This is a genomic window from Rhodoferax sp. RT5P35, from assembly GCF_056521385.1.
Window position 1 is genome coordinate 66949 of record NZ_JBWMAX010000017.1, and the last position, 25451, is coordinate 92399.

The window sequence follows — 25451 nt, forward strand, 5'->3', positions numbered from 1 at the left end:
CCGCCATGGGCTGTGGTCTTCCCAAAGCCGCCAGGCAGATCTATTGTGTTTCTCATACTTGACAAAAAACTATTTTTGCAAACAATGAGAAACACTATGCCGCCCGCCACCCTACTTTCCAACTTGCCCTGTGCCGCCCAGTTGCAGGCTTTGGGCGCGCAAATTCGCAGCCAGCGCAAAGCCTTGCACTTAAACGCCACGGTCACGGCCGAGGCCGCAGGGGTGTCGCGCGTCACCCTGCACCGCATCGAAAAAGGCGAGCCTTCGGTCACCATGGGGGCGTGGTGCAACGCGCTGGCGGCGCTGGGCATGGTGCTGCAGGCGCGCAGTGCAGCAGACGAGCATACAAGCGCGGCGCAACTGCCTGACAGAGCAGGCTGGATTCCGGCGCGGGTGCTGCTGGCCGACTACCCGCAGTTGCGCGCATTGGCGTGGCAGGTGCACGGCACCGACACGCTCACGCCCTTTGAGGCGCTGGACATTTACGAACGCAACGCCCGCCATTTGGACCTGCCCACCATGTCAGCCGAAGAGCAGGCTTTGCTGCAGGCCCTGCGGCTGGCCTTGTCACGCAGCCCTGGCGTGGATGCAAGTGGGGGCAACGGTGCAGTTTGAACGCCCGCACCACCAGCGCATTGCGCACGTGCTCAGCGCCCTGGACGGGGCCGTGCTGCGCCAGCATGGATGCCTGTTTGGCGGCGGCACCTGCATTGCCTTGCGCTATGGTGAATACCGCGAATCGGTAGACATCGACTTTCTGGTGTCCGATGCCGCAGGCTACCGGGAGCTGCGGCAATTGCTCACCGGCCCCAGCGGCCTGGCGGCCATCACGCACACGCAGGCGATGCCGCTGGTGGGCTTACGCGAGATCCGGGCCGACCAGTACGGTATTCGCACGCAGGTGCAGATGGACGGGCATGCCATCAAGTTCGAGATCGTGCGCGAGGCCCGCATTGCGCTGGAGCCGCCCGGCGCGGACGACGCGGTCTGCGGCATCGGCACCCTGACGCGCCTGGACCTGGCCACGTCCAAACTACTGGCCAACTCAGACCGCCAGGCCGATGACGGCGTATTCAGCCGCGATGTGATCGACCTGGCCATGATGGACCTGCCTTTGCCCACACTGCGGGCCGCGTTGGTCAAAGGCGAGCTGGCCTACGGCGCATCCATTGCACGCGATTTGGGCAAAGCCATAGACCGATTTCAAACCCGCACCGGCTGGCTGGAGCGCTGCATGCAGGCCATGGCCATGCAGCTACCCAAGGCGCTGGTATGGCAAAAAATAAAGGCTTTGCGGCGCATCGTGCCCAAGCCGTAAAAGGCCACCCTTGCAATCCAGCTCCCCCGCCACGACCTAGGTGCAATGACTGAATCCCTGCACATCGTCTGTCCCCATTGCCACACCACCAACCGCGTGCACACCGACCAGCTGGGCAGCGCACCCGACTGTGGCAGCTGCAAAAAGCCCTTGTTCACCGGCCAGCCCGCCGATCTGGATGGGGCAGCGTTTGACAAGCATTTGCTGCGCAACCAGATTCCGCTGCTGGTGGACTTTTGGGCACCGTGGTGCGGGCCGTGTCGGCAGATGGCACCCGCTTATGTACAGGCCGCGGGCCAGCTGGAGCCGCGTATCCGCGTGGCCAAGGTGGACACCGAGGCACACCAGGCCTTGGGCACCCGCTACCAGATCCGCAGCATCCCCACGCTGGCGCTGTTTGTGGGAGGCCGCGAGGTAGCCCGCCAAGCCGGTGCCATGGGGGCGGCCGACATCGTGCGCTGGGTGCAGCAGCACGCGCCGCGCTAACTGCCACGTTCGAATCCCTACTCCATTTCGCAATAACCCGGGCCGGATGGTCTTATCCACCCACTGTTACCGTTCGCCTCCTTTCCCTTACCAAGCCTATAAAACCATGACGTTATTTACCCCCCTGCAAGTCGGCTCTCTCAGCCTACCCAACCGCATCCTGCTGGCCCCGCTGACCCGCACCCGCGCCGACGCGGGCCACCTGCCCAATGACCTGATGACCGAGTACTACAGCCAGCGCGCCACCGGCGGCCTGCTGATCACCGAATGCACCATGGTGGCCCCCGGCACCTCGGCTTTCATCAACGAGCCCGGCATCTACAACGAAGCGCAAATTGCCGCCTGGAAGCAGGTGACCACCGCCGTGCACGCCAAGGGTGGCCGCATCTTCATGCAGATCTGGCACGCGGGCCGCGCTGCGCACCCGGACATCAACGGCGGCGTATCCACGGTGTCCAGCAGCGCCACGGCGATCGAGGGCGAAATCCACACCCCCGGCGGCAAAGTGCCCCACGCGGTGCCGCACGCGCTGACCGCCGACGAAATTCCGGCCATCGTGGCAGCATTTGCCCAGGGCGCGAAGAACGCCATTGCCGCCGGTTTTGACGGCGTGGAAGTGCACGGTGCCAATGGCTACCTGATCGACCAGTTCCTGCGCGACACGCCCAACCAGCGCACCGACGGCTACGGCGGCTCGCTGGAAAACCGCGCCCGCTTCCTGTTCGAAGTGCTGACCGCCGTGACCGCCGCCATTGGCGCAGACAAGGTGGGCCTGCGCCTGTCGCCGCTGAACAGCTTCAACAGCATGCAAGACAGCGATCCGCTGGCCTTTATCGGCTTTTTGGCCGACAAGCTCAACGCCTACAAGTTGGCCTACCTGCACGTGATGCGCGCCGACTTCTTTGGCGTGCAAAAGGGCGATGTGTTGACCATCGCCCGCGCCAAGTACAAGGGCGTGCTGGTCGGCAACATGGGCTACACCGCCGAAGAGGCCGACGCAGCCATCTCCGCGGGCCAGCTCGATGCCGTGGCCTTTGGCACGTCCTTCCTGGCCAACCCCGACCTGCCCGAGCGCGTCCAGCGCAAGGCCCCGCTGAACACGCCCGACCAAAGCACCTTCTACACCCAAGGTGCCAAGGGCTACACGGACTACCCGACGTTGCAGGCCTAACTTTCATGGACTTGGGTGCAGAGCACCCCAAGCCATGAAAGTTGCTTCACGTTAAGCCAGCAGCCCTTCAATCACCTGCCAATGCGCTGGGTCCACCGGCGTGATCGACAGGCGGTTGCCCCGGCGCAGCACTTGCAGCCCGGCCAGGGCCGGGTGGGCGCGCAACGCGGGCAGGGCCAGCAGCCGCGTCTTGCGCAGAGCCTGCACGTCCAGCAGCAGCCAGCGCGGTGCGTCGGCTTGGCTGGCGGCATCAAAGTACGGTGAAGCCGGGTCGAACTGCGTGGGGTCGGGCCGGATGCCCGAGGCCACGCGGGCCAGGCCGGCAATTCCCGGCTCGGCGCAGCTAGAGTGGTAGAACAGCACACCATCGCCCGGCCGCATCTGGTCGCGCATGAAGTTGCGGGCCTGGTAGTTGCGCACGCCAGTCCAGGGTACGGTGCGGTCTGGTGCGGCCAGGGCATCGTCGATGGAGCATTCGCCGGGTTCGGATTTCATCAACCAGTAGTGGGGCATGGCAGGCTTGCGTGAAGATGGAGGGGCTAGCTTACCGCCCTGGCGTACGCACTGCCAACCGCTCCTTTTTTCATAGCTACTCACGCAGTTACTGTCTGCGCTAGAGGCCTATTTTTCTTAAATTTAATCAATGGCGCATGGGCTTCGGTTACCCTCCTGCATTTCCTACTCCACAGAGTCCCAAGCCATGAAAAAACTCAATATCACCATCCAGCTCGAAATGTCCGTACCCGACGACTGGGAACTGGCCCCCACCTCTGAAGGCGGGCAGGTGCTAAAGCTGCCGAACGGCCAGTTCATGGACATGGCCATCGAACCCATGTTTGCCACCGACCCCGAAGACACCTGGACCAGCACCGGCGACGACGATGTGCTCAACGACGTGCTGGACATGATTGATGCCGAAGACGTGACCTACCAGTTCGTCACCCACTAAAACCGTTCCAAGAACGCGGCAGTGTGGAACGCGCCTGCGGGTGTTTATCCGACACGCCGCAGCCTGGCCTTGGCTTGTAATGGGGTCTTACCGTAATCTTTTGCGGCCCCATCACAGGAGACTGCCATGCAAGCCACCAAGACCGTTCAAGCCACCATCACCGACCACGTCACATTCACCCCCGGTGACGGTGCGCCGGTCGTGATCCCCAAAGGACCGGTCGAGATCGAAGTGGCTTCAGAGAGCGCCACGCTCAGCTGGACAGCCGACAACGGTGCCGCCTGCGTAGCCGCCATCCCACTCACGCAGTACAAAGAACATTTGCGCGACAAGAAGATCACGCTGGTGAAGTAAAGCAGCCCAAGACTGGAAGCCCCATATCTGGTCATCCTGGCATCTTCCAACGACAGCTAAGCCGCTGGCTGGCATACACCCGCTGCACGGGTGTTTGCACAGACTATGTTTTTCATAGCAACTAACATATATTGCGTATACGTTAGAGGCCTATTTACCTTGTAGAGCACACCCCTGAACCGGATTCTTACCGGCAGATGGAACAGTCTGTGCTTAGCCCTGCTGTGGGCGCGCGTGCGCCGCCCAAATAAAACCACACCCCCCAGATTACTTGCTGTTACATTCCCGGAACCAGCTGTAAAAGCTGTGTATTTGCCACTCTATGTGAGAGAAAAAATGCCTTCTTACAGCTATGGGATTTCTGATTTTCAATCTATAGCGGCAGGTGCTGCGGTGCTGGCCAGCGGTGGCGGTGGCAGTTACTGCGATGCGCAGGCCGTTTTGCAGCAGTTGGCCGACAGTGGCTGGAGCGGCAGCGTCACCGTTCAACCCTACGACGGCCGCACCAATGCCTGCGTGCTCGCCATAATGGGCTCCCCCGACGCGGCCTCCGTCTTGACGCTGGCAGACATCCAGAACTCCATCACCAACACCTTGGCACTGCTGCAGACGGCCACCGGCTACACGGCTGGTTGCGTGATTCCAGTAGAAATCGGACCCATCAATTCGCTGGTGCCCCTGATTGCCGCAAGCATGGCGCCGGGCAGCCTGTGGGTGGTGGATGGTGATGGCGCCGGACGCGCTGTGCCGGAACTGACGCAAACCACTTTCAGCGGCACTGCCTTGCTGCCCGTCAGCCCTTGCGCGCTGGCCACCGATGCCGCCAACCCGAGCGAGGTGGAATCGGCCGTGCTCTATGCCAGCAACACCGCCAAGATTGAAACGCTGGCGGGCGGCGTGGTGGGAGGATTTGGCGGTTTTTCAGGCATCGCGCTGTGGCCATCCAACCCCAGCAATAGCTTTGCGCTGAATGGCAGCTACATCCCTAATACCTTGTGGCAGGCCTGGACGCTGGGGCAGTTTCTTCGGCAATCGACCACGCCACCATCCACCGCCGAGGTGGCCGCTTGCATTGCGCAGACCACCGGGCGAACTGCCACGGTCAGCGTGACCAACTTCTACATCACTGCGGTCACCCAGGCCACTACGGCAGCCTCGCTAGACGCAGGCGTGATCCGCCTTGATAATGCCCAAGACCCCACCAGCAGCACGCAAACCTACACTCTCTACAACCTGAACGAGAACCTGATCATGTACTGGAGCCAGGGCAGTGCACCCGCCATCGTTGCGCCGGACTCCATTTGCTACTACTCGGAAAGCACGGGGCAGGGCTTTTCCAATGCCAACGACGATCTGGCGCTGTACTTTGACGCCGCCACCGGTAAAAGTACGGGCAAAAGCGTCAGCATCATCCAAGTCAGCACCGCGCCCATGCTGTATGCCGCGCCGGGCGTGGTGTCCTCGTTTGCAGGGCTTCTGCGCAATATCGGTTACGCAGGTGCTATGCCCGCCAACTAAGCCCCGCATGGACGAGAAAGATTTCAACAAGGAACGCCTAGAGCTTGCGCTTGAAGCGGCAGGCATGGATCTTTGGGAAAACAATCTGCTGACCGGCGAAGTCACCCGTGAAGCATCGAAGACATTTGCCGAGCTGGGCTACACCGACGAAGAACTGCGCAACCACCTGGCGCTTCTCTACACCTTCTTCCATCCAGATGATCTGGACACTGTGAAGACGGCGGTGGAAAAACACATCTCCGGGGAGTCGCAGCAATACCGCTGTGAGTTTCGGCTGCGCTCCAAATCCGGCACCTGGATTTGGTATGCCAACTACGGCCGGATCATGGACCGGGATAGCGCGACACCCGGCCAACGTTTGATTGGCGTGACCTTCAACATCGATGACCGCAAGCGCCGTGAAGACGAGATTGCCCAGATCAACCTCCAATTGGCCGAGCAGAACGCCTTGCTGCAAAGCATGAACAGTGCGCTCGAGCTGCTGGCCGCCAACGACCCGCTCACCAGCCTGGCCAATCGCCGCACGCTGATGGAGCTGGGTGCCAAGGAATGCAAACGCGCAGAGCGCTTCCAACACCCGCTGTCGGTGCTGATGGTAGACATCGACTCCTTTAAAAGCGTGAACGACAGCTGGGGCCACTTGGTCGGCGACCGGGTCATCTGTGCAGTGGCAGATATCTGCCGCTTGCGCACACGCAACGGCGTGGACACGGTAGCCCGCCTGGGCGGCGAGGAGTTTGTCGTGATGCTGCCGGAAACCAATATGGCCCAGGCCCAATTGCTGGCCGAGGCCTTGCGCGAAGCCGTGGCGCAGCAGGAAATGGTGGTGAATGACGTTGGCGAGCGGGTGTCGTTTACCGTCAGCATTGGTGTGGCACCGTTGGGCACCGACGGACAGACGTTCGAACAACTGCTCAATAACGCCGACAAGGCGCTGTACAAGGCCAAACACACGGGTAGAAACCGGGTGCATACCTTTGGCAGTGCCGACCCTGCAGCGCCGCAGCCGGGGTAGCGGGCCACTAGTGGGCCACTAACGGGCCATTCTTGGGCCACAGGCTGCCGCCACGCTGTGGTGCGCAGGGAACCAATCCTGCGGCACGGTGTCCGTCCCTTTCCTTCTTACCCACACCCCCTATGCTGCGCGCCCTGAAAGATATCTTTGACAACCTGGTCGCCCAGGCCACCGAGCCCTCCCCCAACGAGCGCCAACACGCCCTGAACCTGGCCACCGCGGTGCTGCTGGTCGAAGTGATGCGCGCCGACCCGACCAAAACCGCCGTAGAGCGCCAGGCCGTGGTGCTCACCCTACAGCAGCGACTGGAGCTGGACGGCGCGGCCCTGACGCAGCTGATGCAGCAAGCAGAACAATCGGCCGCCCAGGCCTACGACTACCACCGCTTCACCGCCAGCCTCAACGCCCACTACACCCAGGCGCAAAAGATCCAGATCGTGGAAGACATGTGGCAGGTGGCCTATGCCGATGGCGCACTGGGTGCGGTGGAGAACAGCGTTATCAACCAGGTGGCCGGGCTGCTGTACGTTACCCACGGTGAATACATCGGCGCCAAGATGCGCGCCAAAGAGGCTGCGGGCCTGCTGCTGTAAAGCGACCCTGCGCCTTGGCGCTACCATGGGCAAGAGTGGCGACTGGCGTGATTGTTGCGTTGCGTTGCCGAACCCACTCCTGAATACGCCCCATGCCGCCAGCCCTCTTGAAGAGCCTATTTGCAGGCACTATTTTCAGCAGCGCCTTCTTGCTGTTTCTGGTGCAGCCGCTGATCGCCAAGCAGATCTTGCCGTGGTTTGGCGGCTCGGCGGCGGTGTGGTCTATCTGCATGGTGTTCTTCCAGGGGGTGCTGCTGGCGGGCTACGCCTATTCCGACTGGCTAACCCGGCGGCCCGCGCGGCTGCAGGCAGCCATCCACACGATGCTGCTACTGGTCAGCCTGGCGTTTTTGCCCATCATCACCGCCGCGCACTGGAAGCCCACCGGGGCCGAAGACCCGTCGCTGCAGATTTTGGGGCTGCTGCTGGGCACCATTGGGCTGCCGTATTTTTTGCTCTCCACCACCGGGCCGCTGGTGCAGTCCTGGCTGGCGCGCACACCCTGGGGCGCGCAGGTGTACCGCTACTTTGCGCTGTCCAACGGGGCCTCGCTGGCTTCGCTGTTGGCCTACCCGGTGCTGATCGAGCCTTACACCGCCTTGCGCCAGCAGGCGCTGGGCTGGTCCTGGGGCTACGCGGCTTTTGTGCTGCTGTGCACCACGGCCAGCCTGTACGCGGCGAGGTTGGCGAAACCGATTCCGGCCCGCAGTGCGCCCCCGGCACCGACCGAGGCCGCCCCCGGCTGGTCGCGCTATGCCGTGTGGCTGGCATTGCCAGCGCTGGCCACCTGGCTGCTGCTGGCCGTGACCAACCACATCACGCAAAACGTGGCCGCGATTCCCTTTCTGTGGGTGCTGCCCCTGTCGGTCTACCTGCTGAGCTTTGTGCTGACCTTTGAAAACGACCGCTGGTACCGCCGCAGCCTGCTGCTGCCCGCCGCCGCCGTGGCCCTGCTGCTGTGCGCCTACGGCCTGCAGGCTGGCATGGGCTACGACCTGGCCACGGGCGTGCCGATGTATGTAGTGGGCCTGTTTGTGCTGTGCATGTTTTTGCACGGCGAAATGGCATCGATGCGGCCTGGTCACGCCTACCTGACACGCTTTTACCTGATGCTGTCTCTGGGCGGCGCACTGGGTGGCGTGGCCGTGGGGCTGGTGGCACCGCATGTGCTGCCCGCGTACTACGAGATGGGCATCGGCCTGGTGCTGGTGGCCGTGCTGGGCGCGGTAGTGTTGCGCCACCAGCGGGCCCACGCCCTGGCCTGCGTGGCGCTGGCCCTGGTGTGCAGCTACTTTCTGTGGCAACAGGTGCGCAACGAACAAGACGGTACCCGCCGCATGGCGCGCAACTTTTACGGCACCCTGAGCAGCCTGGACAGCACCGACCCCAACGACCCGCAGCGCAACCGCCGCCAGCTCTACCACGGCTCGGTCAAGCATGGCGAGCAGTACCTGGCCGCCGAGCGCCGCCGCGAACCTACGGCCTACTACGGCCCCACCTCGGGCATCGGCCGGGCCATATTGTCGATCCCGGTGTCGGCCCCGGCCACGCCCCGGCACGTCGGCCTGATCGGCCTGGGCGCAGGCACCCTGGCCAGCTATGGCCGGGCGGGCGATGTCTACCGGGTGTATGAAATCAACCCCCAGGTATTCGACTTTGCCGACACCGAATTCAGCTTTTTAAAGGACAGCCCGGCCCATATCGACCGGGTGCTGGGCGATGCCCGGCTGGCGCTGGAGCGCGAAGCGCCGCAGCAGTTTGACGTGCTGGCGGTGGATGCATTCTCGGGCGACTCGGTGCCCATCCACCTGATTACCGCCGAGGCCATGCAGGTCTACCTGCGCCATATGCGGCCTGACGGCATCATTGCCTTCCATGTCACCAACCGCTTCCTCAACATGGCCCCGGTGGTCGAAAAAATCGCCCTGGCCCAGGGCCTGCAGGTGGCCTTTGTGCACGACGACGCCGAAGACAGCGACCTGCGCCGCACCGACTGGGTGCTGGTCAGCCGCAGCGCGCCACGCCTGCAGACCCCGCAAATCCATACCGCCACCAGCGCCATCCCGCCCATCCCCGGCCTGCGGCTGTGGACCGACGACTTCAACAACCTGTTTGGGGTGTTGAAGTAGCGACGGGACTTACGCAGCGCCCCCTGTGTCGCCCGCCGGGCGCACAGGGGCTTGCGTAAGTCCTAAACGATACTGCGCGCTTGCTATTTCAACCCCTGACCCTATGCCATTCCTGACCCGCCGCACCACCCTGCTCGCCTCCCTGGGCCTGCTGGCCCCCCGCCTGCACGCCGCCACCCCCATCAAGCCTACCGTCCCCACGCTCTGGCCGCAGGACCTGCGGGTACCGGGCGGCGTGGCGCGGCTGTCGCTGGGGCCTGCGGCGCTGCGGCCTGTGGTGTTTGCGGGGGACGTACCGGTGCTGGTGCTGGGCGATCCCATCGAGTGGACAGCCATCGTCGGCATTCCGCTGGCTGCGGCGCTGGGCCCGGCCTTTATCCGCGTGCAAACCGATAGCGGCACGCGCCAGGTGGCCTACACCGTGGGGCCCAAGCAGTACCGTGAGCAGCGGCTGAAAGTGGCTCCCGGCACGGTGGATCTCTCAATCGAGGACGAAGCGCGCTACAACCGCGAACACGCCCACCTGCAAACCGTGATGGCCAGCTTCAGCGAACCGCTGCCGCCCAGTTTGCGCATGCAGGTGCCAGTGCCAGGGCGGCGCTCCAGCTCGTTCGGGCTGCGCCGGGTGTTCAACGGGCAGGCACGCAACCCGCACAGCGGCATGGACATCGCCGCCGCCACAGGCACGCCGGTGGCCGCGCCGCTGCCGGGCCGGGTGATTGACACCGGCGACTACTTCTTCAACGGCAACACCGTCTGGCTGGACCACGGCGGCGGCCTGCTGGGCATGTTTTGCCACCTGAGCGCCATCGCCGTGCAGCCCGGCGATGTGCTGCAGACCGGCCAGCGCCTGGGTGCCGTGGGCGCCACCGGCCGCGTAACCGGGCCGCACCTGCACTGGTCGATCTGCCTGAACCGGGCCATGGTGGACCCAGCGCTGTTTATGGCGGCGTCAGCTCCGCCTGCGCAAATGCTCCTTAATCTTACTGTGTCAATAAAATCATGACATTATCTGGACTTCTTCATTTTTTACGTGAGGAATGATGGATGCCATCGAACGATTTGACCGGTACTTGGAACATTTGGCCGAAGGACTTGGCCATACAGACCGGCACGCAGGACTCAGGGGCTATTGCACAGGCTTGATGCTGCCGCTGGCACGCAAGAGCGTGGAGCCGATGGCAGCCCGCGTTGATCCGCTGCACGCAAGCGCCAGGCATCAGTCGCTGCATCACTTCGTGGCCAAGGCCGAGTGGTCTGACGCGGAGATGCTGAGACGGGTTTGTCAGTGGGTTGTGCCGAGGATGGATTTCAACCGTGGTGGCTGGTGGATCATTGATGACACCGGCTTCCCGAAGAAGGGCAAGCACTCGGTGGGCGTAGCCCGGCAATACTGCGGCATGCTGGGCAAGCAGGACAGCTGTCAAGTCGCGGTGAGCGTGTCGCTGGCCTGCGATCAAGGCAGCATTCCGGTGGCGTGGCAGCTCTATCTGCCCGAGGAGTGGGCAACGGATGCGGCGCGCAGGGCTCGGGCCGGTGTACCTGAGGCGACGAAGTTTGCGACCAAGCCGCAGATCGCCTTGCAGCAACTGCGCGCGCTGCTGGCCGACGGCGCGCCGCACCATTGCGTGCTGGCCGATGCAGGCTACGGCGTGGACACTGCCTTCCGCCAAGCCTTGAGCGACATGGGGCTGACCTACGCGGTGGGCGTGACTTCAGCGGTGGTGGTCTGGGGGCCCGGGGTTGAGCCGCTGCCGCCCGCGCTCTACAGCGGCACAGGGCGACCGCCGGTGATGCCGCGCCGTACTCCCGAGTTGCAACCGGTGAGCGTCAAGGCCTTGGCCATGTCCTTGCCCGCACGGGCATTCAAGACCATCACCTGGCGCGAAGGCACCAACGCGCCGCTCAGCGGGCGCTTTGCCGCTCTACGCGTGCGCCATGCAGGTGGCAATGCCGGCAAGGCCAGGCTGCGCCCGCTGCAGTGGGTGCTCATTGAATGGCCCAAGGATCAGACTGAGCCCTGCAAGTACATCCTGTCCACGCTGCCCGAAGACACGCCCATCACCGATTTGGTCAGCGTTACCTATCAGCGCTGGCGCATCGAGCGCGATTACCAGGACCTGAAGCAGGACTTCGGCTTGGGCCATTACGAGGGGCGTGGCTGGCGCGGCTTCCACCACCACGCCAGCCTGAGCATCGCGGCCTACGGGTTCTTGATGTCCGAGAGACTCACTGCCGACAAGTCAATCGGCGGCAAAAAAAACTTCATCGAATGCCAAGTGCCTGTCGTTCCCGGCGATTACCTCCCCCGAGGCAGCCCTGCGGGCGCAGCGGCACGTGAGGAACTCGATCACGACGCTGCGTCATCGCCTGGCTCACCAACTGATCGCCCGGCTCGGGCAATGTCCTTGCTGCGGCAGGGTGGGCGCAAGGTTGCGCTTGTGACACAGTAAGATTAATGAATAGCTAACAGCGTAGGTAAAGCTTAGGCCAGCGGCACTTTTTACCCTCATTTTGACGATGCGGGACTAAGCCGTTGCCTGCACAGCGCGGGGCTTTGCGTAGGCGCTGGCGGGCCGTAGCACTTTGTCTTCCTGGGCCCATACTTGGTTGCGGCCCTGGGCTTTGGCTTTGTACAAGGCCTGGTCGGCTGCCACTAATAGCTCTTCAAAGTCCGGGAAGCCCGCGTTGGCATGCCAACTGGCGCAACCCGCGCTGAAGGTCACGCACAGGCCTGGCGCGTAGGCCGGTATCTGCAGGTCGGCCAGGGCATGGCGGGCATTCTCGGCAATGCCCAGGGCATGCTCGGTGCGCGTACCGGGCAGCAGGATGACGAACTCTTCGCCGCCATAGCGGGCCACCATGTCGGTGGGGCGGTGCACGCTGCGGGCCAGGGCCTGGGCCACGGCGTGCAGGCAGGTATCTCCCTGCACATGGCCAAAATGGTCGTTGTAGCGTTTGAAATGGTCGATATCCACCAGCACCAGCGACAGCGGCTCGCCACTGCGCTGGGCGCGCTGCCATTCCGCCTGGGCGGCACTGTCAAAGCTGTTGCGGTTGTACACACCGGTGAGCTTATCGCGCGCTGAGCTGCGCAGCAAGGACGCATGGGTGGTGGCCAGTTCCTGGTAAAGCTGGGTGATCTGGTAGATCAAAGCGGCCAGCAGGCTGACCGAAGAGACGACGCTCAGCAGCCGCGACACATACCAGCCCAGGCTGTAGCGGGCCGAAGACAACAGAGTCAACGACACATCGGCCAGAGAGGCCAGCACGGCTATAAACAGGAACAGGTTAGCCAGTTCCCAGCGCTTCTTGGGTAGCAGTAAGGCCAGCGCCACTGCAGCCAGGTTGAGCGCCCACACCGTCCAGCCCGCAGCGCTGTCGCTAAGTGTCTTGAAGCTGTTGCCATTGATCAAGACCGGCAAGGCTTCGTCATGGAGCGCCAGCCAGGCCATGGCAGCGGCCAGCAGCGGTGCCAGCAAAAACAGCTGCCCGGCCTGCCGGACCGACACGCGTTGGCACAGCGCGGCATGCACGCGCGACTGCCGCAGCAGCAAGGACACACCAATGAAAAATGGAAATCCGCCGTGCCAGAACACCCATAGCCACACCGCCGACTGGTTGTTGCCCCCCAGCAGGCCGGTGGGAGCAAACACCCCGGGGAACACCAGTAACTGGATCGGGGCCAGCATCGCCACATAGGCATATGCCCCGGCCAGCGGCACCAGATAAAAGCGCCGCACCGCAGCAAACTGCACCATCAGCAGGTAGGCAGTCAATGCCTCGGTCAGCGTAACGGTGGCCGCAAAAATCGGTAAAAACGGAGCCACCACCGGCAGGGCCGTGGCCGCGTAGGGCTCAGCCGCCACAGCCACCAATATGATCAACAGCGCCAGCAACAGCCCCCACTTGCGTTGCGGTGCCGTGGCCGAGAAATGTTGGGGAGCTTTGGGCATCAGAAGAGAGAGGGTTTTGGTTGGCTAGGAATGCATCGCGCACAGCAGCAAGAATACGCCAGCCACTACCACCGCAGAAAAATTGCGCATCATTTCTGTATGCAATTATGGAGAGAAATTTTTCTATCCATGGAAAATAAGTTTCTCTCTTACTATTAAATTAGTAGCAATTTATACATACTGGTTAAGGACTACAGGCCAAATTAATCTAAAAATGAAAGTACGGCTCCCGCCCTACGGGTCGTGCAAAATTGACCAAGCCCACCTGCGCTGGCCAAGCCGCTTATCCCACCAGGTCGCCACCACCGCCCAGCGCATTTTGAAAATACCAAGCTGAAGCGCATCTTGCAAGGGGGCGACTGCTATGCTTTGTTAAATGTTTCTACACACCACGGGCCTACGCCATGCCACGTCCCTTGCTTTTGCACACTAGCGTCTGGCCAACGTGGCTGGCGGCAAGCGCTTTGGTCGTTGCGCAGCTCGCGCTGGCATGGCTGCCGCTGGGCTGGCCGGTGGTGCTATTGCAAGTGGCGCTGGTCGCTGGCTGGGTGGCTTTGGGGGGTGCTGTGGTGGCCGCCCGCGGCGCTGCCGCACCGGCACTGGCCGAAGCGGATGCCACCCCCACGCCTTCTTCACACCAGATGCTGGAAGAGGCCCTGGACATCCTGCCCGATAACGCCACGTTTTCCCTGTTTGATGCACAGGAGCGCATGGTGCTGGTGAATGCGCGAACCCGGGTGCACTACCCCGATGCAGCGCCTTTCATGGTGCCGGGCGTGCGGTTTGAAGAGATTCTGCGGCGTACCGTGGCGCTGGGGGAAATGCCCGAATTCGGGAGCGATGAAGCTTGGATACAGCAGCGGCTGGCGGCCTTCCGCAACCCCGTAGAACCCCAAATCCAGGCGCAGCCGCACGACCGCTGGCTGCGCATCAGCCAGCAGCGCCTGTCAGACGGCAGTACCGCCATCCTGCGGGCCGACATTACCGACGCGGTGCGCAAGGAGCGGGCGCTGGAACAAGCGCGGCAACAAGCCCAACGCGCCCAGACCCAGCTGTCCGAGGCGCTGGAGGCCATGCCCATCGGCATCGAGCTGTTTGATGAGCAAGACCGGCTGGTCTATTTCAACCGCAAGATGGGCGAGATGCGACCCTGGTTTACGCTGGAAGAAGGCCGGGGCCTGACCCACGAGGCCTTGGTGCGCATCGGCCTGCGCCAGGGCTTTCCACACGAAGCCATGGGCCGCGAAGAAGAATGGCTGGCCCAGCACCTGGCCGAACGCGGCCAACGCGCCACGCCCGAGGTGCGCTCCTATCCCATCGGCGTGTGGATGCATGCCTACGAGTCGCGCACGCCGTCAGGCTACATCGTGGCCGTGCGCTTGGACGTTACCGAAATGGTGCTGCAGCGCCAGGCGCTGGAGCAGGCCAACCAGCGCCTGGCCCTGCTGTCGGCCACCGACGGTTTGACCGGCATCGGCAACCGGCGGCATTTTGACGCGGTGCTGGCCACCGAGTGGCTGCGCGGTGCGCGCCAGCTGGAGCCGCTGGCTCTGCTCATGATCGACATCGACCACTTCAAGCTTTACAACGACCACTACGGCCACGTGGCAGGCGATGCCTGCCTGCGCCGTGTGGCCCAGTTGCTGGCCACCTGTGTGCGCCGCGCAGGCGAGCTGGTGGCCCGCTACGGCGGCGAAGAATTTGTGCTGTTGCTGCCCGGCACCGACCAGGACCATGCCCGGCTGGTTGCACAGCACTGCATGGACGCGCTGGCCCTGGCGCGCATCCCGCACGCCGCATCGCCCACGGCCGACCATGTGACCCTCAGCATCGGCATCGCCCACACCGTGCCCGATGCCGACCGCCAAGCCGAGTCGCTGGTAGATGCGGCCGACAACGCGCTGTACCGGGCCAAGAATGCTGGACGGCAGCAGTTTGAAGTCAGCCAGATGTAGGTCCCCCGGCTTGCGCACTGCGTGGCGTCGCCATCCCCCTTGCAGAGGGCGCTACCAGCGGCCTGGCAAAGCCAGTTCTGCGGTATTTTCGAAAGAGATGTTTCTGCGCTGGGTAGAAGCTTTTGACCGAAGGTGCGTCGGCCCCCAGACGCGCTGACGGATCTACGTGAAATGTGCTGCTTCAAGCTGCGACGGGCTGGGTCCGGGTGCTCGCCACCGCAGCCAGCGTCTGGCGGATGCCCTCGGCATACGGGGTCTTGCGGATCGGCCCGATCAGTTGCAGCAGCGCCGAGTCGTCCATGGTCAGCGGATCGGTCATCAGGTAGTTCATCTCGACCATCTCGCGCATGAAAGGTTTGAACAGACCTATCAGGCGCAGCATGGTCTTGCCTGCGACCCGCAGCTTGATCTGCTTGCCGGTCTGACGTTCCATCTCCGACACTAGCGCGCGCTGCGATGTCACCCCGGCGCCAGCAAAGTTCCAGATCTTCCCAAAGGCGGCAGGCGTGTCCACCAACTTGGCGACCACCGGCCCGACATCGGGCACGAAGACAAACTCATGCGGGGGGTCGATCGGCCCGACCATGTCCGCCGTGCCGCCCTGGACGGCGGCCAATGCAGGCAGGTGCAGCAGGCTGGCCTCCACGCCGGGCCCGTAGAAGTCTGGCAGGCGCAAGACGGTCGCGTTGATCCGGCCCTCGGCATGCGCCTGCATGACCAAATCCTCCTGTGCCTTGCGCATGCGGCCCTTGAAGGTGTGCGGCTCTCGTGGATGGTCTTCCCGCACCGGATTGGTCTGAGCCATGCCATAGAGGTAGACGGTGCCGATCAGGATGATGTTCTTGACCCCGGCAGCACTGGCCCCTGCGAGGGTCTTGCGCATGATTTCGGGGTGCAGCTCGAACTGCCAGTAATTCACCCCGACCATGTAGACCAGCGTCTCTATGCCGGTGGCGGCGGCCTGCACCGAGGCAGGTGAGTCAGGGTTCCAGGTGGCAATCTCGGCCAGCGGCTCTGCACCAAAAGCCTTGCGCAAGCTGGCTTCTGTGCGGCCGACTACCCGGTAGGACTGGCCTTGGCTGCTGAGAGTAGCGGCGATACTTTGGCCGATGGCGCCGGCGGCACCGAAAAGAGCAATCTTGGGCTGGGTAACTGGATGCGACATGGTGAACTCCGTTGATTTCGATGGTTTTTTTGCTTGCAGAGACTGCAGTTTGCAAGATCAACGGCCAAATGAAAATTACCTAGAATTGCATGATCTCTATAAATAAATGCATACCATGACCAGCACCGTGACCGAGAGCGAACCGAACTGGGAGTGGTACCGCACCTTCCTCAAAGTCCTGGAAACAGGCTCGCTGTCCGCAGCCGGACGCGCGATGGGACTGACGCAGCCGACCGTTGGCCGCCACATCGACAGCCTGGAGACCGCGCTGGCGTTGAAGCTCTTTACCCGATCCTTCGATGGCTTTACGCCGACCGAGGCGGCGCTGGAACTCGGGCCGTATGCCGCCGGTGTGGCAGCGACCGCGGCCGCGCTGCGCAGGGTGGCCAGCAGCCACGGCGCGGGCGTGCGCGGAACGGTACGCCTCACCGCCAGCGAGATCATTGGCGTCGAGGTGCTGCCTCCGATCCTGGCAGCACTGCGCAACGAGCACCCCCAATTGACCATCGAACTGGTGCTATCGAACCAGGTGGACGATCTGCTGCACCGCGAGGCCGACATCGCGGTGCGCATGCTGCGGCCAGCACAGGACGCCTTGGTGGCCAAGCGGGTGGGCGGCATCGAAGTCGGGTTGCATGCCCATGCGCACTACCTGGCAGCCCACGGCGTGCCCACCTCCATAGACGCGCTCTCGGAGCACGCGCTGATTGGTTTCGACCGAGAGAGTGCGTACATCCGGAAGCTGCAGGACCGGTTCCCAGAGTTCTCTCGCGCCGCCTTTGGCTTCCGTGCCGACAGCGACCTGGCACAGCTGTCGGCCATCCGCGCAGGCTTCGGCATCGGCTTTTGCCAGTCAGCGCTGGCGGCAAAAGACCCGGCCCTGGTTCGGGTGTTGAAGACCCAGTTTTCGCTGTCGCTGGACACCTGGATCGCCATGCACGAAGACCTGCGCGAAAGCCCGCGTTGCGCGGTGACTTTTGCGGCGCTGGCGGCGGGGCTCACCGCCTACCTACAGCACGCCGAGCCTCCAGCTAGCACTTAGAGCACCTACACGATGCCGCTATTTTTCATATATTTTTTAGGCCTGTAGCGTACATATTACCTACGCTGATAGCTATTTATTCGATAGCAATCAGTGCGCCTTATCCCAGTTGGGACCCACGCCGACTTCGGCCAGCAGCGGCACCTTCAGGTCTGCCACACCGGCCATCAGGCGCGGAATCTCAACGCGCAGCCAGTCCACCTCGGCCTCGGGCACTTCGAACACCAGTTCATCGTGCACCTGCATGATCATTTTGGTGGCGCGTTTTTCTGCATCCAGCGCTTTTTGCACGGCGACCATGCTGAGCTTGATCAGGTCGGCGGCCGTGCCCTGCATCGGCGCGTTGATGGCGGCGCGCTCCAGGCCGGCCAGCAGCGCGCCCTTGGCGTTCTGGATATTCGCCAGCTGCAGGCGGCGGCCAAACACGGTCTCCACATAGCCCTGCTGTTTGGCCAGTTCGCGGGTGGTTTCCATGTAGGTTTTGACACCGGGGTAGCGGTCGAAGTAGCGGGCAATGTAGTTTTTGGCGGCGGTGTTGTCGATGTTCAGGTTCTTGGCCAGGCCATAGGCGCTCATGCCGTAGATCAGGCCGAAGTTGATGACCTTGGCGTAGCGGCGCTGCTCGCTGCTGACCTGCTCCACCGTGACACCAAACACCTCGGCGGCCGTGGCGCGGTGCACGTCCAGGCCGTCGGTAAAGGCGCGCAACAGCGCAGCGTCGCCGCTGATGTGGGCCATGATGCGCAGCTCGATTTGCGAGTAGTCGGCACTGGCAATCAGGTTGCCGGGTGCGGCCACAAAGGCTTCGCGCACGCGGCGGCCTTCGGGGGTGCGGATGGGGATGTTCTGCAGATTCGGGTCGTTGCTGCTGAGGCGACCGGTCACGGCCACGGCCTGGGCGTAGTGGGTGTGCACACGGCCACTGCGCGGCAGTATCAGCAAGGCCAGCTTGTCGGTGTAGGTGCCTTTGAGCTTGGCCAGGCTGCGGTGCTCCAGCAGCTTGGCGGGCAGGGGGTAGTCTTCGGCCAGCTTTTCCAGCACTTCTTCGTCAGTGCTGCGCGCGCCGGTAGCGGTTTTCTTGACTACCGGCATGCCCAGTTTGTCGAAGAAGATTTCGCCCAACTGCTTGGGGCTGCTGAGGTTGAAGGGCTGGCCCGCAATCTCGTAGGCCTCGTTTTCCAGTTGCACGATGCGCTGGCCCAGCGCGTGGCTTTGGCTGGCCAGCGTGGCCGCGTCGATCAGCACGCCGTTGCGCTCGATGCGGTAGAGCGCCTCGCTGCTGTCGATCTCCAATTGGTAAATGAAGGCCAGCGCTGGAACCGCCTGTAACTGCGGCCACAGCACGCGGTGCACGGCCAGGGTCATGTCGGCATCTTCGCAGGCGTACTCCGCCGTTTTTTCCACATCCACCTGGTTGATGGTGAGCTGGTGCACGCCTTTGCCGCACAGGTCTTCGAAGCTGATGCCGCTGCGGCCCAGATGGCGTTCGGCCAGGCTGGCCAGGCCGTGCGGTTTGTGGACTTCCAGCACGTAGCTTTGCAGCATGGTGTCGTGGGCGTAGCCCTGCACTTCGATGCCGTGGTTGGCGAACACATGGCGGTCGTACTTGATGTGCTGGCCCAGCTTGGGTTTGCTGGCATCCTCCAGCCAGGGCTTGAGCCGGGCCAGCACATCAATGCGCGGCAACTGGGCGGGCGCGTCGGGGTAGTTGTGCGCCACCGGGATGTAGGCGGCCTCGCCGGGGGTGACGCAGACGCTGATGCCGACGATCTCGGCCAGCATTTCGTCCAGCGAATTGGTTTCGGTGTCCAGCGCCACCAGCTCGGCGGCTTGCAGCTTAGCCAGCCACAGGTCAAAAGCCTCCCAGGTCAGGATGGTCTCGAAGCCGGGGGTGCGGGTGGGAGCAACTTCGACAGCGGCGGGTTCGTCGAACAGGCCGGGATCGGAAGGCTTGGCCTTGGGGGTCTTCTCGGCCGTATCCGCCTTAAGTGCAGGCTCTACAGCGGCGGCACCGTCCAGATTCCGGGCCAGGCCTTTGAAGCCAAACTTCTCATAAAAAGCCTTTAAAGCGCCCGTATCCTGTGCATTAAAAGCTATGGAATCCATAGCAGGCAGGCCTTCGATGTAGCCCGCCAGTTCGCAGTCGGTCTTGATGGTGACCAGGCGGCGGCCCTGCGGCAGCCAGTCCACAGCAGCGCGCAGGTTCTCACCGGCCACGCCCTTGATCTCGCTGGCACGGGCCATCAATGCGTCGAGTGAGCCGTATTCCATCAGCCACTTGGCAGCGGTCTTGGGGCCGACCTTGGGCACGCCAGGCACGTTGTCCACGGTGTCACCCACGAGAGTCTGGTAATCCACCATCAGGCTGGGCGGCACGCCAAATTCTTCGGTGACCCCGGCCACGTCGCGGCGCTTGCCGTTCATGGTGTCGATGATGGTGACGTGTGCATTCACCAACTGGCTCAAGTCCTTGTCGCCGCTGGACACCACCACCTCGATACCCTGGTCGCCCGCCAGCCGGGCCAGCGTGCCGATCACGTCATCGGCCTCCACCCCCGGCACGGCTACCACTGGCCAGCCCATCAGGCGGATGACCTCGTGTACCGGCTCCATCTGCGTGCGCAAATCATCCGGCATGGGGCTGCGGGTGGCCTTGTAGGCGGGATACCAGTCGTCGCGGAAGGTGGGGCCTTTGGCATCGAACACGCACACGGCGTAGTCGGCCCGCACTTCTTTGCGCAGGCTGTTCATCATGTTGATGATGATGCGAATGGCACCGGTTTTTTGCACCGTGCCATCGGGCAAGGTGGTGCTCATGGTTTCGCCGCCGGCAAAAAAGGCGCGGTACAGGTAGCTGGAGCCATCGACCAGCAGCAGGGTTTTTTGGGTTGTCATGGGGGCATTTTGCCTGCGGGATCCTTGCGCCGTCCGCACAACGCAAGGCAATTACAATCAATTCTCATTACCGTTTATATCCCTGCTGCCACCATGTTTTTTTTACGTTGCCGTCGCAGCACCTTGGCGCTGCTGCTCTGCGGGCTGACCTTTGCGGCATCTGCTGCGGACCCCACCGCCCAAGCCATCAACGCTTCCAAGCCCCCTGCCCACGCCGCCCCGCGCAAGCTGGCCGCCGACCTGGGTAGCGGCGCGGCAGACGGCGTGTTTCCGCGCACCGTGGCGCACTACCAAGGCCGCACGCTGCTCGCCCAACCACCTCAGCGCGTGGCCGTGCTGTCCACCGGGCAGAACGACGGCCTTCTGACACTGGGCCTGGTGCCGGTGGCCACCACCCGCGACGACCAGGGCCGCCTATATGCCGACTACCTGGCCCAGGGCTTTGTCCTGCACCAGGCTGCCATGCGCCGCACCGCCGACCTGGGCGTGCGCAGCGCCCCTGACCTCGAGGTGCTGGCCTCCCTGCGTCCCGACCTGATCCTGGTTAACAAGGCCATGCTGACGCCGCAGATGCACGCGCTCTACCAGCGCATTGCCCCCACGGTGGTGACACGGGGCAACGGGGTGAACTGGAAGATCGACTTTCTGCTGCTGGCCGATGCGCTGGGCCGCAGTGATCAGGCCCGCGCCTGGCTCCAGCAGTACCACGCGGATGCCAGCACGCTGGCCGGGCACTGGCCCGCAGGCACAGCCCCCAGCGTATCTTTCGTGCAGGCCAACGCCTCACGCAACCGGGTGATGGGTGTGCGCTCGTTCACCGGCAGCATTGCCGAAGACGCAGGCCTGCAGCGCCCGCCCAGCCAGCGCTTTGCGGGCAATTCGCAAGACATCAGCGGCGAGCTGCTGGACCAGGCCGATGCCGACTGGATTTTTTATGCCGCCCGAGACAAATCCGTCTCCAGCCTGACCGGCTCGCCGCTGTGGCCGCGCCTGCGCGGTGCCGCCCAGGGCAAGAGCGTGCGCGTCGGGCTGGACCCGTTCTACCTGAACGCGGGCCCGCTGGCGGCCCGAACGGTGCTGGACGCGCTGGCACAAACTGCCCCCAACCGACTGCCGAAACCATGACCGTCTTTCCCGCCGCCACCCCAGCCCGCCGTGCCGCCCGGGGCCTGGGGCTGATCCTGCTACTGGCCGCCCTGATGGGCCTGGTGCTGGCCAGTATCTCGCTGGGCGCACGCCCGATTCCGCTGGCCCGGCTGTGGCAACTGCTGTGGCAGCCGGATAGCAGCGTCGAATCCACCATCGTCTGGCAGATGCGCATGCCGCGTACCGCGCTGGGCCTGGCAGTGGGCGCAGCCCTGGGCGTAGCCGGTGGCCTGATGCAAGCGCTCACGCGCAACCCGCTGGCCGACCCCGGCCTGCTGGGCATCAATGCTGGGGCGGCGCTGGCGGTGGTACTGGCCATGTCGGTACTGGGCGTGGGTAGCTATGTGGGCACGGTGGGCTTTGCACTGCTGGGTGCACTGCTGGCGGCGGTAGGCGTATATGTGCTGAGCAGCGGGGCTGCGCCCAGCGCGCAGCGGGTGCGCCTGCTGCTGGCGGGCACGGCCATCAGCGCCAGCCTGGCATCGTGCACCGGCATCGTCACGCTGTTTGACAGCACCACTTTTGATGCCTACCGCTTCTGGGTAGTGGGCGCGCTCGATGGCCGCAACGCCGACGTGCTGTGGCCCATGCTGCCGCTGGTGCTGGCGGGCTGCGGCATTGCGTTATGGCAGGCGCGGGCGCTGGACGCGATGGCCCTGGGCGATGAGTTTGGCCAGGCGCTGGGCCTGCGGCTCAAGCCGGTACGCGTCTGGAGCTTTATCGCCATTGCCCTTCTGTGCGGCGCAGCCACGGCGGCGGCGGGGCCGATTGCGTTTGTCGGCCTGGTGATTCCGCACGCGATGCGCCTGCTGGTGGGGCCGCACTGGCGCTGGATACTGCCCTACGGCCTGTTGGCCGGGCCGGTCTTGGTGCTGGGCAGCGACATCCTGGGCCGACTGATCGCCGTACCCAGCGAGATCGAGGTGGGCATCGTCACCGCCTTCATTGGTGCACCGGTGCTGCTGGCCCTGGTGCAGCGTAGCCGGCGTGGGAGCGCGGTATGAACCTGAATATCAGCACCGGCATCTGGGCCGAACTCGCGCACCGCCGCACCCGCGTCGTGTTGGCGACATTGCTAGCCGCCGGCCTGGCCGTCACCCTGCTGGGCCTGCGCCTGGGCAGCTACGACCTCCCTTGGGGCCGCTTCTTCGCCACCTTGTGGGGCGGTGGCGAGGACATGGGCCGCATGGTGCTGATCGACCTGCGCCTGCCGCGCGCTCTGGTAGCACTCGGCGCGGGCGCAGCGCTGGCCACCGCCGGGGCCATCTTCCAAAGCCTGTCGCGCAACCCGCTGGCCAGCCCGGACATCATCGGCCTGACCACCGGATCGGCCACCGGCGCGCTGGTGGTGATTTTGTGGCTGGGCGACCGGGCGCTGAACGTGCCCATGGGTGCGCTGGTCGGCGGCCTAGCCACGGTGGCGCTGGTCTACCTGTTCAGCCTGCACCGCGGCCTGCACGGGCAGCGCTTGGTGCTGATCGGCCTGGCCATTGCCGCCATGCTGGCCTCGGTGAACGACTTCTTGCTCACCCGCGCCGAGCTGGACCAGGCCCTCGCCGCCAAGATGTGGCTGCACGGCAGCCTGCAGGGCAGCGGCTGGCTGCAAGCCCAGCGCCTGGGCCTGGGCTGCGCCCTGCTGCTGCCGCTGGCCTGGCTGCTCAGCCCGCGCCTGCGCCTGCTGGAGATGGGCGACGAGCTGGCCACCAGCCTGGGTCTGCACGTTGGCCGCAGCCACACCTACCTGACCCTGGTGGCCGTGGGCCTGACCGCGCTGGCCATCGCCTGCGCCGGCCCCATCGGCTTCATCGCCCTGGCCGCGCCGCAATTGGCACGCCGCCTGTGCCGCGCACCCGGCATCGGCCTGTGGGCGGCCGCACTGATGGGCGCCGTGCTGTGCGCCAGCGCCGACCTGCTGGCGCGGCTGGTGCTGGCGCCGTTCCAGATCCCCGTCGGCCTGGTCACCAGCGTCCTGGGCGGGGCGTACCTGACTGACTTACTAGCCCGCGAATGGCGAAGCCACGACCTCTGAACCCATGCACACACCCACTGCCTACCGCCTCCGTGGCGAAGACCTGACCCTGGCCTACGGCGACACCCGTGTGGCCGAGCACCTGAGCGTGGCGATCCCCGACGGCGCGTTCACCGTCATCGTCGGCCCCAACGCCTGCGGCAAATCCACCCTGCTGAAAGCCCTGGCGCGGCTGCGCACGCCACAGGCCGGCCAGGTGTATCTGGACGGCGCGCTGATCGGCAGCTACCCTACGCGCGAAGTCGCGCGCCGCCTTGGCCTACTGCCGCAAACCGCCATCGCCCCCGAAGGCATACGCGTGGCCGAGCTGGTGGCGCGCGGTCGCCATCCGCACCAAAGCCTGTTCGGCGGCTGGACGGCCGAGGACGACCGCATCGTCGCCCAGGCCCTGCGCGCCACCGCTATCGAAGACCTGGCCGACCAGCTGGTGGACGAACTCTCCGGCGGCCAGCGCCAGCGCGTCTGGGTGGCCATGGTGCTGGCGCAGGACACGCAGTTGTTGCTGCTCGACGAGCCCACCACCTACCTGGACCTGGCGCACCAGATCGACCTGCTGGAACTCTTCCGCGACCTGAACCGGCAGCAAGGCCGCACCCTGGTCGCCGTGCTGCACGACCTGAACCACGCCTGCCGCTACGCCGACCAGCTGGTCGTCCTACGCCAGGGCCAGCTGGTGGCCCAGGGCGCGCCCCAGGACATCATCACCGCACAGCTGGTGGAGCAGGTGTTTGATCTGCCGTGCCGGATCATCGAAGACCCGGTGTCGGGGACGCCGCTGGTGATTCCTGAGGGGCGTACGCGGGGATGAAGGTGGGCGACGAAACAGCGCGCTGATTTCATCTGTTTGGGGTACGGCAGGCACGCGTTCGGCGGCTAACATGGACGTGCAAGCTCTGCGGGGTTTGGTGAAATTTTTATATTTGGATATTTGTCCAGTTACCTCACTGAAAATTCAGTCTGCAAGCCCGTTTCAGGAGATTTGGATGGCCATTCGAGCGGACCGCCTTCAGCGTCCGCTCACTTTCGCGTTAGGCCCCCTCAAGAAAATGCCGAACATAAATTCAGTCACCTTTGATCTATCCGATTGCAAACTGGTCGAAGAGTCCGATGCGCATCGCATGTGGGCCAGTACAACTGGCGTCTATCACAATCTTCGGGTTTCGCCACAACCACCCACCTGGCCCTTTGATCTGCGGGACTGCCCAGCAGCTGCAGATTTCTACGCGCGCCAGTGCGTTGAGAACAAAGGTGTCATGCTTGAGATGGCAGTAGTTCAGATTGGTCAGTTCAGCGCCTTAAGAGGCCTATTCAAGTATCGATCTCCTGTCCCGAAGAGCCTGGCGATGATGTTTGTCCACATCCTCTGGATACCTTTCAAGGGTTGGACGATACAACTCAATGTCGAGTCTGTAGAAGTCGGAACAACCGGGATGCGCGAAGCGGCAATGATGCTCATGGAAGGAGACAAGTGGCCAATCCCTTCTTCGGTGGAGGAGCCTATAGAGGTAAGCAGCCCCGACGACATGTTCGATCAAATGCGTTCGCAGCCGCTACGCGCATTGCCTTCAGATGGCGAGAAGTACGACGAGATCTTCCCGGATCATCCACTTTCGAAAGTTCGATGTCGCATGACAGAGGTAGTTTCCAGTCTTGTCGTTTCCGCACCGCCCAAAGATCTTGTGCCATTTCGGAAGGCTGCATGGTGGAAGCCATTCAAATGAGACAAGCCT

General features: G+C 63.8%; 23 protein-coding genes. 19 read left to right on the forward strand and 4 right to left on the reverse strand.

What is annotated here, in order from left to right; all coding sequences use genetic code 11:
- Positions 1-96 precede the first annotated feature (96 nt).
- The 4 genes from AC097L_RS21275 to AC097L_RS21290 all read left to right on the forward strand — a co-directional run bounded on the left by AC097L_RS21275 (position 97) and on the right by AC097L_RS21290 (position 2975).
- A complete protein-coding gene (locus AC097L_RS21275) occupies positions 97-615 on the forward strand; it encodes a helix-turn-helix domain-containing protein (RefSeq protein ID WP_479588714.1) in 519 nt (172 codons plus the stop codon).
- Complete coding sequence (locus AC097L_RS21280) at positions 605-1318, forward strand: nucleotidyl transferase AbiEii/AbiGii toxin family protein (RefSeq protein ID WP_479588715.1); 714 nt, start codon at positions 605-607, stop codon at positions 1316-1318. The genes AC097L_RS21275 and AC097L_RS21280 overlap by 11 nt, the downstream gene beginning before the upstream one ends.
- A 45-nt stretch (positions 1319-1363) precedes the next feature.
- A complete protein-coding gene (gene trxC / locus AC097L_RS21285) occupies positions 1364-1804 on the forward strand; it encodes a thioredoxin TrxC (protein WP_479588716.1) in 441 nt (146 codons plus the stop codon).
- A 106-nt stretch (positions 1805-1910) separates the two neighbouring features.
- The gene (locus AC097L_RS21290) at positions 1911-2975 is read left to right on the forward strand and encodes an alkene reductase (RefSeq protein WP_479588717.1); all 1065 of its coding nucleotides are present in this window, start codon (positions 1911-1913) and stop codon (positions 2973-2975) included.
- Between the two features lie 51 nt (positions 2976-3026).
- Here the strand turns inward: AC097L_RS21290 and AC097L_RS21295 are convergent, their stop codons facing one another.
- On the reverse strand, positions 3027-3488 hold the full coding sequence (locus tag AC097L_RS21295; protein WP_479588718.1) for an EVE domain-containing protein: 462 nt from the start codon (positions 3486-3488) through the stop codon (positions 3027-3029).
- A gap of 187 nt (positions 3489-3675) precedes the next feature.
- On the opposite strand from AC097L_RS21295, the gene AC097L_RS21300 reads away from it, so the two are divergent.
- The 8 genes from AC097L_RS21300 (at position 3676) to AC097L_RS21335 (ending at position 11986) form a co-directional block, all read left to right on the forward strand.
- The gene (locus AC097L_RS21300) at positions 3676-3924 is read left to right on the forward strand and encodes a hypothetical protein (protein WP_479588719.1); all 249 of its coding nucleotides are present in this window, start codon (positions 3676-3678) and stop codon (positions 3922-3924) included.
- 126 nt (positions 3925-4050) lie between these two features.
- Entirely contained in the window at positions 4051-4278 is a 228-nt protein-coding gene (locus tag AC097L_RS21305) for a hypothetical protein (RefSeq protein ID WP_479588720.1), read from the forward strand.
- Positions 4279-4614: 336 nt separating this feature from the next.
- Positions 4615-5796 (forward strand): S-methyl thiohydantoin desulfurase domain-containing protein, encoded by a 1182-nt coding sequence (locus AC097L_RS21310; RefSeq protein WP_479588721.1) that lies wholly within the window; start codon positions 4615-4617, stop codon positions 5794-5796.
- A 7-nt stretch (positions 5797-5803) separates the two neighbouring features.
- Positions 5804-6811, forward strand: coding sequence for a sensor domain-containing diguanylate cyclase (locus AC097L_RS21315; protein WP_479588722.1), 1008 nt, complete (start codon positions 5804-5806; stop codon positions 6809-6811).
- A 122-nt stretch (positions 6812-6933) separates the two neighbouring features.
- Positions 6934-7404, forward strand: coding sequence for a tellurite resistance TerB family protein (locus tag AC097L_RS21320; RefSeq protein ID WP_479588723.1), 471 nt, complete (start codon positions 6934-6936; stop codon positions 7402-7404).
- Positions 7405-7496: 92 nt separating this feature from the next.
- Positions 7497-9533, forward strand: coding sequence for a spermidine synthase (locus AC097L_RS21325; protein WP_479588724.1), 2037 nt, complete (start codon positions 7497-7499; stop codon positions 9531-9533).
- Between the two features lie 103 nt (positions 9534-9636).
- Positions 9637-10539, forward strand: coding sequence for a peptidoglycan DD-metalloendopeptidase family protein (locus tag AC097L_RS21330; RefSeq protein ID WP_479588725.1), 903 nt, complete (start codon positions 9637-9639; stop codon positions 10537-10539).
- 37 nt (positions 10540-10576) lie between these two features.
- Entirely contained in the window at positions 10577-11986 is a 1410-nt protein-coding gene (locus AC097L_RS21335; protein ID WP_479588726.1) for an IS701 family transposase, read from the forward strand.
- A gap of 75 nt (positions 11987-12061) precedes the next feature.
- On the opposite strand, the gene AC097L_RS21340 is transcribed toward AC097L_RS21335, so the two are convergent.
- Positions 12062-13489 carry a sensor domain-containing diguanylate cyclase gene (locus AC097L_RS21340; protein ID WP_479588727.1) on the reverse strand — a complete coding sequence of 476 codons (1428 nt, stop codon included), beginning with the start codon at positions 13487-13489 and terminating at the stop codon, positions 12062-12064.
- A 404-nt stretch (positions 13490-13893) separates the two neighbouring features.
- On the opposite strand from AC097L_RS21340, the gene AC097L_RS21345 reads away from it, so the two are divergent.
- Positions 13894-15444, forward strand: a complete 1551-nt coding sequence (locus AC097L_RS21345) for a GGDEF domain-containing protein (RefSeq protein ID WP_479588728.1) — start codon at positions 13894-13896, stop codon at positions 15442-15444.
- A 181-nt stretch (positions 15445-15625) separates the two neighbouring features.
- On the opposite strand, the gene AC097L_RS21350 is transcribed toward AC097L_RS21345, so the two are convergent.
- Positions 15626-16609, reverse strand: coding sequence for an NAD-dependent epimerase/dehydratase family protein (locus AC097L_RS21350; RefSeq protein ID WP_479588729.1), 984 nt, complete (start codon positions 16607-16609; stop codon positions 15626-15628).
- Between the two features lie 106 nt (positions 16610-16715).
- On the opposite strand from AC097L_RS21350, the gene AC097L_RS21355 reads away from it, so the two are divergent.
- Positions 16716-17651 carry a LysR family transcriptional regulator gene (locus AC097L_RS21355; RefSeq protein ID WP_479588730.1) on the forward strand — a complete coding sequence of 312 codons (936 nt, stop codon included), beginning with the start codon at positions 16716-16718 and terminating at the stop codon, positions 17649-17651.
- A 90-nt stretch (positions 17652-17741) separates the two neighbouring features.
- Here AC097L_RS21355 and polA read toward each other — a convergent pair whose 3' ends face one another.
- Positions 17742-20546: a DNA polymerase I gene (polA, locus tag AC097L_RS21360; protein ID WP_479588731.1), complete on the reverse strand. Its 2805-nt coding sequence runs from the start codon at positions 20544-20546 to the stop codon at positions 17742-17744.
- 93 nt (positions 20547-20639) lie between these two features.
- On the opposite strand from polA, the gene AC097L_RS21365 reads away from it, so the two are divergent.
- The 5 genes from AC097L_RS21365 to AC097L_RS21385 all read left to right on the forward strand — a co-directional run bounded on the left by AC097L_RS21365 (position 20640) and on the right by AC097L_RS21385 (position 25442).
- Positions 20640-21671 (forward strand): iron-siderophore ABC transporter substrate-binding protein, encoded by a 1032-nt coding sequence (locus tag AC097L_RS21365; protein ID WP_479588732.1) that lies wholly within the window; start codon positions 20640-20642, stop codon positions 21669-21671.
- Positions 21668-22696 carry a FecCD family ABC transporter permease gene (locus AC097L_RS21370; RefSeq protein ID WP_479588733.1) on the forward strand — a complete coding sequence of 343 codons (1029 nt, stop codon included), beginning with the start codon at positions 21668-21670 and terminating at the stop codon, positions 22694-22696. The genes AC097L_RS21365 and AC097L_RS21370 overlap by 4 nt, the downstream gene beginning before the upstream one ends.
- Positions 22693-23721: a FecCD family ABC transporter permease gene (locus AC097L_RS21375; protein WP_479588734.1), complete on the forward strand. Its 1029-nt coding sequence runs from the start codon at positions 22693-22695 to the stop codon at positions 23719-23721. Before AC097L_RS21370 ends, AC097L_RS21375 begins: the two co-directional genes overlap by 4 nt.
- Before the next feature lie 4 nt (positions 23722-23725).
- Entirely contained in the window at positions 23726-24529 is an 804-nt protein-coding gene (locus AC097L_RS21380; RefSeq protein WP_479588735.1) for an ABC transporter ATP-binding protein, read from the forward strand.
- A gap of 70 nt (positions 24530-24599) precedes the next feature.
- Positions 24600-25442: a hypothetical protein gene (locus AC097L_RS21385; RefSeq protein ID WP_479588736.1), complete on the forward strand. Its 843-nt coding sequence runs from the start codon at positions 24600-24602 to the stop codon at positions 25440-25442.
- The last annotated feature ends 9 nt before the right edge of the window (positions 25443-25451 follow it).